Below are 12,195 nucleotides of genomic sequence, written 5' to 3' on the forward strand. Positions count from 1 at the left end.
ATGAACAGCCCCAGGCAAAAAGGACTCAGCCTGATTGAACTGATGATTTCGATGTTATTGGGTATTTTCATCATTATCTCAGTCACCCAGATCTTTCTTAGCAGCAATAACTCCAATCGCTTGAACTTTCAGTTGGGGCTGATGCAGGAAGCGGCCCGAATTGCTGTCAGCTCCATATCCAATGACGTCCGTGTCGCTGGCTACACAGGCTGTAATACCGATGCGTCAATCGGTAACGCTCTGCTGCAAAACAGTGCTACCCATGAATGGCTCACCGCTGAACAACCGATACAGGGAATGAACCTTGCCAACACCCAGTCAAAGATGGACGCTCAGGCCAGTTCAGAAAGCCTGTTGGTCTTCAAGGTTAATCCCGACCGTGTTTTCGCCATCACCAACCATGACACCACCAGATCCACCCTGACACTGGATCGCAACATCGGTTCGACCCTGTCGGTGGGTGGTGCCGCAGCCATCACCCGCCAGGACTGCTCTCAGGTAGCCCTGATAGCCCTGAGTTCCATCAGCGGCAGCACCATCACCCATACCACCAGCGGTGGCGGCGATTTCAGAAATTGTGTCAGTCAACTCAAGGGCAGCTTTCGTTGTTATGACGGCTCGACGCCTTCGGGCGCGCTGTCATTTAATCCGGGTTACCTGAAGCCACTGGCGTCGGTGGGCTATTTTGTAAAACTGGATAACGGTTTGCCGACCCTGTTCCGAAAAGAAGCTGGCAATTCTGCCGCACAGGCTATTGTGGACGGTATTGAGGACATTCGAATTCATTACGGTCTGGATACGGATAACGATGGCGTGACTAACCGCTATATCAGTGCCGGTGATCGTAGTTTTCGCCATGCTGACTGGCTACAGACCACTTCTATCCGAATTCATCTGCTGACCCGCAGTGAAAGGGAAATTCTTCCCGTTCCGGCACCTCCACCTGCGCCGCCAAGAAGCTATCTTTTCAATGGTAACCAGGTCACCCAGTCGGATCGTTTCTTGCGCAAGGAATATGTCATGACCATGGCCCTGCGAAACAGAGGATGAACATGAGCCGTATCAGAAGACACCATGATGAAAACGGGAGCGCCCTGCTCTACACCATGATATTTTTTACCCTCATGGTGATAGCAACCCTGACGGCGGTTCAATTCTCAAGCCTTGAGCAAAGAATGTCAGCCAGCTACCGGACTCATCAGACCGCTTTTATCGCTGCCGAAACCGCACTGCTGGAAGCCGAACGCTGTATCAAAAACCAGAGCAGTTGCAACAATATCAACACGTTCGCCAGCGATTGCAGTAATGGCCTGTGCTTCAGTGGCTCTGACCGTAACAGTATTATCAGCTGTCGGGCCGGGAATGCCAGCCCCTGGGAAAATGCCGCCCTCTGGGCCGATGCCAGTAAAACCATTGTTGCCACCAGTGTGCCTTCAGGCACCTCAGCCCGCTATATAGTGGAATTCCTCTGCTACATTCCAAGAGTCTTGTTTGGAGTCACCCCCAACCCTGCCAACCCTTCCGACTGGTCAAAGCTTTACCGTGTAACCGTGCTTTCTGCGGTCGATAACCCCAATAGTCAGGTTATGTTGCAGTCCACCTACAAACGGTGAACCAGAAGAAAAAGGATTTCACAGTGCTCGTGTTAATGCTCGTGATAAAAGGGATCAGTCCGTCTGCGCTTTTTGCAGCCAGCAAACAGTCTTCACCTCTGCTTTGGCTGAAAAGCGGTTTATTCTCACTCTTGCTCCAGCCTCTTTTCCTGCAGCAGGCCATCGCAGCCGCCTCGGACTATGCTGCAACGCCCAACCAGGGCAGCACCTTTTCACCGCCTCTGGTTATGCTGGCGATGCCAGTGGATCAACAGCTCTTTCAAAGAGCTTATTCAGACTACACCGATCTCGATGACGATGGCCTGATCGATTCAACTTACAAGGACGACTTTGATTACATCGGTTACTTTGACAGTAACTGGTGCTACGCATACAGCAGCTCGGACAAGATGTACCAACCCGTATTGCCAGCTACGGGTAGCAATCAACATTTCTGCCAGGACGCCTCAGCCCCATGGAGTGGTAACTTTATGAACTGGGTGTCCATGTCCAGAATGGAAATACTGAGAGTCATTCTCTACGGTGGACATCGGTCAACTGACTCTGCCACACAGACAGTACTTAGAAGGTCTTCCCTCTCTACAAACCTCAGTGGTGCTTTTGCCAAAGTTTATTCCGGTGCAGACATTGATAAATACACTCCGTATTCATCGCCGACTTCTTTTTGCAGTCTCTGGGCTGGAGCACCGTCACTGAGAATCGCAGCGGGTCAGTTTCCTCGCTGGGCCACTACAGAAATCAACCAATGTCAGTGGGGAAATGCATTCAGTCCTGCCAGAAGTGCTGAACTGGCTACTCACACGGTCGAGATAGAAGCTTGTGTCCCGAGCAAAGATGGCAATAATACCGAGCGTTGCAAACAGTACTCCAGCGGTGTTCCCAAGCCCGTTGGCCTGCTCCAAGGCTATGGCGAAGAAAATCAGATTCAATTTGGTCTTATTACCGGAAGTTATGGCCGCAACAGCTCAGGTGGTCTGTTGCGGCGCAATATCAGACAATTTGCAGGTAATACCGATCCAAATGAGGATGAGATCAATCTATCCAATGGCACCTTTAATACCAGTGTTCAGGGTATTATTCACAATATCGATGCCATTGGTTTGACCGCATGGCGTAACCCGATTTCAGAAATTTATCTTGAGGCCATCAGGTATTTCTCGGGAAGCAACGCAGGTTCTTCTGACTTCAGCACCTCAGACGCCGGACGGGGCATGACCAACGAAGCCTGGGTGACACCCATGACTCAGGCCAATGACTGCGCCAGCTGTGCCATCATTCTTATATCCAGTGGCACCAATGTGTATGACCTGGATGATTTAGACAATAGCATCTCTGATGTCACAGGCATGAGCAATATCAATGATCTGATTAACATAACCGACGATCTCGGTGACATTGAATACAATGGCAACCTCTCAGGTAATTATTATTACGGTGGCAGTAACAACCTTTGCACAGCAAAGTCCCTGTCTAATCTTTCAGATGCCGTCGGTATCTGCCCTGAAGCTCCGAACAAAGAAGGGGGTTACGCAGTTTCGGGTCTGGCTTATCACGCTCAAACAACGGACCTGAGAACCGATCTTGATGGTATCCAGAATATTAAGACCTATACCATTCAACTGGCTGACAGCCTTCCCTCCCTTAGCGCCAGTGTCAACAACAGGACCGTCAGCTTCCAACCGATCAGTTCCAGCGGCTCTTTCCGTGACCTTGTGGTTGATGAGCAGACGGCAGACGGCAAAAAAGGAAAATACACGTTTATCTGGGAAGATTGCCAGGAAGGCTGTGACAATGATTATGACGCCAGTTCCAGTATTGAATATTGCCTTGACAGTGCCTGTACACCCGCCATCACCGGCACTCAGATCAAGGTCACGTCCCGTTTCGAAGGGAAGTTTTCTAACGGAGGTTACACTTTTTCCCACAGTATTTTTGGTACCAATAATGATGGTATAGCGTCACCCTACGCCTTTGGCCCCGGTGGTGGAGCAGCCCAGGGTCCCGGAACGCCAGAGCCTCACACCTATGTGGCGACTGGCACGGCGTCGGGTATTTTGCCCAAGCCACTGAGGCTGGCAGCAAAATATGGAGGCTTCAACGACCTGGATAATGACGGTACACCCAATCATGATGCCAATGGTGATGGAGTGCCTGACAATGATTCCAGAGAGTGGGATATCAGAAATAACGCAACAGGTGAACTGGGCGCCGACAATATTCCCGACAATTTTTTTCTGGCGAGCAATCCATCTTTGTTACGAACCCAGCTGGAGCTGGTTTTTAAGGACATCGCCAGCCGTATATCTTCCGGTGCCAGTGCTGCGCTGGTTTCTAACAGTGCCAGCGGTGCAGGCTCGGCTATTCAGGGGCTATTCCGCCCCAAAATAACGGTCAATAACCTTGAAATCAGTTGGGTTGGACTGCTGCACAGTTTATTTGTTGATACCAGAGGTCACTTCCGGGAAGACTCCAATGGTAACCGGACGCTGGATGACTATTCGACTGACCGGGTTGTGACCTTGTCTTTTGACCCCATCAGAAATTCTACTGTTATTCAACGTTATACCTCTTCTGATAACGGTGTAACACTGACGCCTGATGGCGGTACCGCGGATTTGACTTCACTGAAACCTGTCTGGGATGCTCGTGAACGTTTGACGGAAATCAACAATATTACCAATCAAAGAAACTATACGGCGCTGACCAACACTGGCCGTCATATCCTGACCTGGCTGGATGCCAATAATAATGGCCGTGTCGATGCCGGTGAGGAACAGCCTTTTGTCTCTGCCACCTTCACAGGCAGCAACGGTGACTATTTGGGTGTGAACGCATCGGAATCGGATAAGCTGGTTAAATTCATTCGTGGCGAAGACCAAACAGGTTATCGCTCCCGCTCTGTGGATATCGACAATGATGGCGACCTGGAAGTATGGCGCCTGGGCGACATCATTCAGTCCAATCCCGTCGCCGTGTCGAAACCGGAAGGGTATTACTCTGACAGCAAACCTTTTAACAGCAACGACTCAACCTTTATCGACTTTCAGAAACACTACGAAAACCGTCGTCAGGTCGTGTATCTGGGTGCCAACGATGGCATGATCCATGCTTTCAATGCCGGTTTCTGGGACAAAGACAATCAGCGCTTTGACCTGAATCATGATCCCTCAGAAACTCAGCACCCCCTGGGAGGAGAACTCTGGGCATACACACCGATGAATTTATTGCCCCATCTTCGCTGGCTGTCAGAACCGGATTATCCCCATGTTTATTACATGGATGGCGAACCTTTGATTTTTGATGCCAATATTTTCACCCCGGATGTTGATCACCCCAAAGGTTGGGGAACCGTACTGCTCATGGGAATGCGGCTGGGCGGTGGGCCGATTGACGCTTCAGTCAATGGTGTGACCCGGACCATGCGTTCTGCCTACGTCATGCTGGATATTACTAATCCGGAAAAGCCTCCCAAACTGATGGCAGAAATTACTCATCCGGAGCTGGGCTTTACCACAGGCCGACCCGTGGTGATACAACGGCGAAAACCCAATGCTTCCGGAGACTATAATTTCCCCACCGAAAACAACTGGTATCTGGCCTTTGGCTCAGGTCCGACGGGCACAGGGCCCAGCGGTATACGACAAGCTCTGGGTGATGCTACCAGCGACCAGAATATGAAAGTGTTTGTCTATGACCTGAAGAACAAAAACTTTCTCAGCGCTTTTAACCCGATGGACAGTGGTATCGCACAGGCTTATGCCGGCAACATGGCCACCGTGGACTGGGATCAGGATTACTATGACGATGCGATCTACTTTGGCAGTGTAGAAACCGCAGGCAATCTCAGTGGCGAACTGCTAAGGATCAACCTGGCAGACCCACTGGCTGCTAATTGGACACTGGGTACCTTAACCCGCCCACAGCGCCCTGTTACCGCCCGCCCTACGGCAGTGACCAACAGCGATAATGAGCGCTGGGTGTTTGTCGGTACGGGTCGTGAGTTGACCCGGACAGACAGTCAGGATACTCAGCAGGAATTCTTTTTTGGCGTAAAAGAGCCCAGGATCGGTGATGTGTTCTCTTATGGCTCAGTGCCTTTTGCCAGCCTGATTGATACCACGGATATTCAAGTGGAAGCCGATGGTGACCTGAAATCCGGCTTTACCGTATCACCGGGTACGACAGTGAGTAACTTTGAGTCCCTGCGCAACACCCTGACCACCGAAGCCGGTTGGAAAAACCGACTGATCCATGACGGCAAAGATCCCAGCGGTAAAAGTGTTAGCTCGCCGGCCAATGCTTTTGCCCTGCTGCTGTTCACCGAATACCAACCACCTGCTGATCAGTGTCTGGTGGATGGCACCAGCTTTCTGAATGCTTTGCACTATCAAACCGGCACGGCAATACCCGCCAGTATCCAGCAAGTGCTGACTCCGGGTGGTTTCACTGACGATACGGTATCGGAAAAGAAAATCAGCCTGGGGGCAGGTCTGGCACCGGCTCCGGTAGTCCACCAGGGTATTGATGGCAAAACCAGCATTATTATTCAGGGCGGTGCCGGTAATATTTCCAGCACCAATCTGGAATACACACTGACAGATGATGGCCGACAATCCTGGCGACAGATATTTAATATCCCCAAGTAGGAAGGCTATCGTTTTGGGCTTTAAGGCTTTAAGGCTTTAAGGCTTTAAGGCTTTAATGCGTAATAATTTTAAGGAGCTGAGTTATGGATAACGAGCCAGTGTCTACTAAAGGCAATGGATTCACCCTGATCGAGCTGATGATCGTCGTTGCTATCATCGGCATTATTGTCGCTGTTGCGATTCCATCCTATCAGCAATATGTTTTTGAAAGTCGCAGGACGGATGCCCATGTCGCCCTGACAACAGCAGCTGCAGAACAGGAAAAGTTCTACACCTACGACAATGCTTACACCACTGATATCAACAATCTTGGTGGCGCTACTTCTCCGGATGGGCATTACACCATCGCCGTAACGGCCACCAACACCACTTATACCCTGACAGCCACAGCGACCAGCAGCAGCAACCAATTTGAAGATACTGACTGTCGAACCATCACCTTAAATCAACTTGGGGTCAAAGCTGGTTTTAACAGTGCCGGAACAGCGTCTACAGAATGTTGGTAAGCAGGACAGAACTATTGCCAGGCGCTGAGGGGCGTCCGTGTACCACGACTATTGATGGTCAGGGTGCCGTCCGGGGCCTGAACGCCCCGGGGGGTTGCAGTCAATAATACACACTGGGAGATAGTCATAGCGGGACAGGCTGCCGCCCTGATCAGATAATAGCCATTCTCAGAAACCACTTCACCGACACCATTCACTGTATAGCCCAGCTTTGAGAGATCATTGGTATAACCCAGTTGCTCGGTAAAATATCGCTCCTGCTGCTGCATGATCGTTAACAGGGACGATATGCCTTCGCTACGTCGGGATTGCAACACATGTTCGTTATACGACGGGACAACGATTGCGGCGAGAATACCGATGATGGCCACCACAATAATAATTTCAAGCAATGTAAATCCCTTTACCTTTGTCACTGGTTTTCCCTCCAGAAGTTTTTGTGAAAAGGTATTGAGCCCGCTTCCCTGAGAATATCCTGAAAACATTCCCCTCCCACACAGATATCTGCCCCCTGGCTGCTACGGTTAAGAATGACCGGGGCCGGAGTCAAAATACTGTAACGAAGCTGTCTCTTGCGATCGCCTTTAACCACCTGACTGTTGTTATCAAGATCAACCACTGCACTGGCATTATCAATGTTCAACACGTAGAGGAAGCTGCTACCGCCGCCAGCCGGCGCATAGGTTGTGAAAGTCAGCACATTGTTGAACACGGTGGGCCTGCCCAGCAGCTTTTCTCCAGATACCTCAAAACGGATATACCAACCCTTCAGGCTGCCCAGAGCACTGATGGCGTTCGCTCGCTGGGCATTATTCCCCTGCTGTACGAGATTGTCAGTGGCATCGTAGAGTGCTGACTCATCAATGACGGAACCGTTGTTGTAGTCATAACTGGCGGGAGCGTTGTAGATATTGGGATCCCTGATGACATAGAGCCGATCATCCACCTTGGTATCCAGAGGCTGTGCCCTGAAACCACTGCCTACGACAATGTTGAGATGATCAACCGATCTGGACAGTGAAACATCCGGCCTTTCATAAAACCGTCGGGCGTCGGCACTGGAACTGCCAGAGAAGTTGGCAATTCGCCCTCCCGTGGCAAAGTTCCAGGCTCCGCTGTTATTCTGGTTAACATCGAATCGCCAGACCTGACCACCAATATCCACCGCAAAAAAGTAATCCGTCAGTCCATTGTTATCAATGTCGATTACCGCCAGGTCAGCAGGAATACTGTAATCCATATCCGACAGATTCAGATTAGTGCCACTGTTACCGGCAGACCAGAGCTTCCGGCCTGTTTCAGCATCCACCATATAGATGGCCCGGCCAATGTTATTATTGCCGATCGTCGTCTGCTCATCGGCATCCTGATCGTAGCCAGCACCAAATAACAGCACTTGCCGGTCAGCACCATTAAAACGAACCTTTGCCAGGGTCGGGGCTGACCAGGTCTGGCCCAGTTCAGGAAAATCGGGATTCAGTGTCGTACTGTCTGCCTGACTGTCCCTATCCATGTCGCCTCGAATCACCCACTTCAATACCGGTTCGTTTCTGTGGGTAACATCCAAAGCGTAGATATTATTGCCACCGCGTCTCATGGTGAGATAAAGGTAAACATGCTCTCCAGGATCTTTAAGAAGACTGTTATTGCCCTGGAGAACATCACCATCACCGTTGGCATCGTTCATCCATACTGTCATCGGGCCATCCATACCATAGGGCTTGGCTGGCTTACTGACAGTGGGAGGCGGTATTTGAGGGGTGCTCCTGAGCCTGCAGCTCTGGTCGAAGGTGAGATCACCAAACTGATAGTCGTATTCACAAAACTCAGGGCGCAAACAGGTGGGGAAGAACGGGATTGAAGTCCAATCGTAGTCACAGTCGGCGTCCGATGTTGGCGTGTTGTCAAGACGACAACTCTGTGAAAAATGAAGGTCAAACAATTGATACTGAAAACTGCACCAGTGCTCGGGGATGCATTTACCGGGTATTTGATAGTCCCAAACACAACCCTCATCAGAGGATGGGCCGGTATAGTGGTCTCCCCCTCCGACCAGGTTATCTTTATAGAGTTTAAGATTAACGAGCAGTTCTTTAGGAATAAATGAGAACTCCGTGCTGCCATTATCGGTATTCACACCGTGTAAAAAACCGTCGTTAGTGGTGAAATAGACGGTTCGATCCACCACCGACCCGGCACTGTTCTTGTAATAGGTGATCACTTTTGGCTGGGTATGAAGAGGGTCACCGATACTGGTTCGGTTGTCGGTAATGGAAGTATCACGGTCTTCGTCGTCGACATCCACACCTCTGGCCCACTTGAGAACATTGGTACGGTTCGTTCCCGCCGCACTCCCGGACAAAGCCAAAAGCCCGGTGGTAATTCCCGAATTATTCTCACTGACACGATTGCCCGAAGCATTGAGGATGAGATTGTTACCATTGATAATATTGGAGACTACCAGCCGACTTTGACTCAAATGGGCAGCCATTCCCCCTTCAGTAACAATGTTGCCATCACGAGTATTTCCCCAAAAGCTTCTGGAACTGCTGGTAAAAAACCCGGTGGATGAATCAATAGCCAGATTACCGTTGGCATCATACACCTTGTTATCCGTACCCAGCCGGTAACGCTTGAGATTGCCTCGCCAGCTGGGGCCATTAGTCGATCGCAGCAGGATATAATAGAGTTCATCAGAGCTTTGAAGAGCGTTTGCAGCATCACTGACCGATGCGGGTGCCGCAAACCCCAGAGCATTAGTCTGGTAATTATTGTACGCATTGACTAGAAGATCTGTATCGTCAGACCGGGCCTTTGACAGAAACAATAAGCTGAGAACTAGTGCAGGCAGTAGATGATGCTTCAAGAGTGAACCCCTCCTTTACTTACTCTCCTTACGTACTCTCCTTACGTACTCTCCTTACGTACTCTCCTTACGTACTCTCCTTACGTACTCTCCTTACGTACTCTCTTTCTGCATCGGCAGCACATCTTTCAGATTAATTCGAAAGCGTGGTCACGTAGGTAAAACCCATAGTCTGGCTGGAACGTGCACCGGCCTGACCGAGAGTAGCGACGCTGTCAATTTCGAACATCAAACCAATGTATTTACTCAGACTGTAACCCGGTGGCGGTGGTATCTCACCCATATAACGAAGCGTGGCGGTCTGACAGAATTGCGCCAGATTAGAACAACCTGCCGGGTTCTGTATGATGGCCAGATTGACATTAGCGGCCTTGGCATTCATTAACACACCGGGGTTGTTAATAAGGTATTGATATTGCCCATCCAACTCACTGTAAGCTACCTGATAAGCCTGCAATCCCCTTTGTTCATTGTTGACCGCCATTTCCCCAAAAATAGCCATCTCCATAACAAACAACCCCGAGAATAACATCACCAGCATAATGATCATGGTCATCAGCATGATGGCACCCTGCTGTCTAGAATTCTCGGTCAGGCTCCTAGAAACCGGCATTATTAAGTTTGTAGGCTGTGGTAAAGACATATCGTGGGCGTCCATCATTAAGGGTCAAGGTACCGCTTTCCAGAATGTTGTAGGTTCGGGTTCGCTGATCGAATGAACGAGCCAGCTGACCGGAATTCACCAGCACGCCGATTCTTACACTTCTGACATCCTGCCAGTCACTGACGGCACTGGCCGCCAGATACTGATGCACATTATTGGTATCGTTATGGGTAACGCCATAAACAGCCTGAAGACGCTCCACACCAATAATGACCGCCCTGGCTGCACCTCGGGCTACGGAGTTTGCCGGGTTGTAGCCCCGACAGAAAAGGGTATCAATATTACTGTTAGCCGGATCAGGAGCCACATAGTAGACATTGGCCGTCAACTCCCCTGCCGGAACGGTATTACCCGCACAATCTTCACCGTTCTGAGGTAAAAACTGGACGGCCACCTGGTCACTGTTGATACCGCCACCATCCAATGTACATTGCGCCGCACTGCCACATCTGCCGGTAAAAAAGGGCAGCACCAGACGGTTCACTTCATTGCTGTAGCCTGCCTGTCTCATGGCACGACCCAGTAAATACAGGGTATGCCGACCATTTTCCTGAGCCAGGGCAAGGTCTTCATGGAAATAGGTGGAACGGCTGCTGTTCAACATCAGTTGTAAAAAGGTGCTCATGATTAACAAACCAATCACCAGCGCCAGCAACAGTTCAATCAGCGACAGTCCTTGCTGTCGGGGTAAGGATTTTCTAATCATTGCCTTAGATATGTCAGGGTCAGTGACTTCTGGGCCAGAAACAGAGTGCCAATACTGCCTCTGGTTTCCCATTTAAGGGTTATCGACACCGTTTCGCCAGAATTACAAGGGGTAGCCGAACAGCTGATGGTCAATTGCTGGTTGGACACTCTGGCATTTCGGCACATAAGATCATGAACATCAAAGTCAGCCATTTCATCCGCCGTGCAGCTGTTGGCAATGCATTGTCTGGGGGCCGGTCCGGCGCAATAGGAGGAAAGATTACTGCTGGCGGCCTGGGCTGTACTCTGATATCTGCCTGACCCCACGCCCTGAACATTCACCTTCATTCGTTCAGACATTTCATTCGCCAGCCAGATAGCCTGTGAACGTTGCAGGCTGTCCTGAGTGGCCCTGACCGCCTGGGCCTGCATACCTGCCATCCCGAGAATACCCACCATAAAAATCACCACACTGATCAGCACTTCAATAAGACCAAAGCCGGTTTCTTTACCCTGTGGAACCTTTCCGCAGGTCTTTAAGTGTGCTTTTGACTGTCCTTCCATCAACAATTCCCTGTCGAAGAAGTTTTACGAATTTGTCCTGTCGTCGTGACCGATACGGTTTTGATTGGAGCACCCAGTGCGCCGGTGGGACAGACTCTCATTGTTCGCACCACCGATGGGCTGCCTCTGGGTGTAAATGTCACGGTATTACCGGCACTCAGATTGATCGTGACCCCTCTGTCGATCTCATCGTAAACCCTGATAACGTCCTCACCCGAATCAACCGAACTGTTATTGTTGGGATTTACAAACACCAGCCAGCCTGATGTCCAGTTGCTGCCTGAGGTATCACAACTTTTGCTGTCTTTGCTTCGACAGAGACTGACATTCACTCCCCTTTTTATCGCCTCACTGCGGGCCAGCACCATACTGCTGAAAACGCGTTGATTGTAAAAATCCATTCGAAAGGATTGCACCAGCGAATCCAGGGACAGCGTCATGGAACCAATGATGCCCACCAGAAGAATGGTGATCATCATCTCGATCAGGGTCAGCCCTTTCATGGTTTTGGGTCGGGTGATTCCGAAGCTACGCCTGAACACAACCTGCTTCCTTTACTGAATGACAGTTCAACTATAGGAAGAGCACCAAGACCGAAGACTCAGGGAATGACAGGCGGCTTATCCGGGTGTGAACCGGATTTCTCCTG

At 50.3% G+C, this 12,195-nt stretch carries 10 protein-coding genes; 4 read left to right on the forward strand and 6 right to left on the reverse strand.

The genetic code is table 11. The features are described from left to right. The 4 genes from K7B67_RS13705 to K7B67_RS13725 all read left to right on the forward strand — a co-directional run bounded on the left by K7B67_RS13705 (position 1) and on the right by K7B67_RS13725 (position 6,765). Positions 1–1,050 (forward strand): PilW family protein, encoded by a 1,050-nt coding sequence (locus K7B67_RS13705; RefSeq protein ID WP_252176432.1) that lies wholly within the window; start codon positions 1–3, stop codon positions 1,048–1,050. 2 nt (positions 1,051–1,052) lie between these two features. After that, positions 1,053–1,613 (forward strand): PilX N-terminal domain-containing pilus assembly protein, encoded by a 561-nt coding sequence (locus K7B67_RS13710; RefSeq protein WP_252176433.1) that lies wholly within the window; start codon positions 1,053–1,055, stop codon positions 1,611–1,613. A 35-nt stretch (positions 1,614–1,648) separates the two neighbouring features. Continuing rightward, positions 1,649–6,259 carry a PilC/PilY family type IV pilus protein gene (locus tag K7B67_RS13715; protein ID WP_252176435.1) on the forward strand — a complete coding sequence of 1,537 codons (4,611 nt, stop codon included), beginning with the start codon at positions 1,649–1,651 and terminating at the stop codon, positions 6,257–6,259. Between the two features lie 83 nt (positions 6,260–6,342). Then, on the forward strand, positions 6,343–6,765 hold the full coding sequence (locus tag K7B67_RS13725; RefSeq protein ID WP_276576702.1) for a type IV pilin protein: 423 nt from the start codon (positions 6,343–6,345) through the stop codon (positions 6,763–6,765). 11 nt (positions 6,766–6,776) lie between these two features. Here the strand turns inward: K7B67_RS13725 and K7B67_RS23890 are convergent, their stop codons facing one another. The 6 genes from K7B67_RS23890 to K7B67_RS13760 form a co-directional block, all read right to left on the reverse strand. Further along, positions 6,777–7,181, reverse strand: coding sequence for a type IV pilin protein (locus tag K7B67_RS23890; protein ID WP_276576703.1), 405 nt, complete (start codon positions 7,179–7,181; stop codon positions 6,777–6,779). Next, positions 7,178–9,631 (reverse strand): PilC/PilY family type IV pilus protein, encoded by a 2,454-nt coding sequence (locus K7B67_RS13740; RefSeq protein WP_252176437.1) that lies wholly within the window; start codon positions 9,629–9,631, stop codon positions 7,178–7,180. The genes K7B67_RS23890 and K7B67_RS13740 overlap by 4 nt, the downstream gene beginning before the upstream one ends. 133 nt (positions 9,632–9,764) lie before the next feature. Further along, entirely contained in the window at positions 9,765–10,193 is a 429-nt protein-coding gene (locus K7B67_RS13745) for a hypothetical protein (protein ID WP_252176439.1), read from the reverse strand. Between the two features lie 37 nt (positions 10,194–10,230). Next, positions 10,231–11,001 (reverse strand): PilW family protein, encoded by a 771-nt coding sequence (locus K7B67_RS13750; protein ID WP_252176440.1) that lies wholly within the window; start codon positions 10,999–11,001, stop codon positions 10,231–10,233. Next, positions 10,998–11,546 carry a type IV pilus modification protein PilV gene (gene pilV / locus K7B67_RS13755; protein ID WP_252176442.1) on the reverse strand — a complete coding sequence of 183 codons (549 nt, stop codon included), beginning with the start codon at positions 11,544–11,546 and terminating at the stop codon, positions 10,998–11,000. The genes K7B67_RS13750 and pilV overlap by 4 nt, the downstream gene beginning before the upstream one ends. Then, complete coding sequence (locus K7B67_RS13760; protein ID WP_252176443.1) at positions 11,546–12,088, reverse strand: GspH/FimT family pseudopilin; 543 nt, start codon at positions 12,086–12,088, stop codon at positions 11,546–11,548. Before K7B67_RS13760 ends, pilV begins: the two co-directional genes overlap by 1 nt. Positions 12,089–12,195 lie beyond the last annotated feature (107 nt).

Origin of the sequence: Endozoicomonas sp. 4G (assembly GCF_023822025.1) — a bacterium.
In the GTDB taxonomy this organism is placed as follows: Bacteria; Pseudomonadota; Gammaproteobacteria; order Pseudomonadales; family Endozoicomonadaceae; genus Endozoicomonas_A.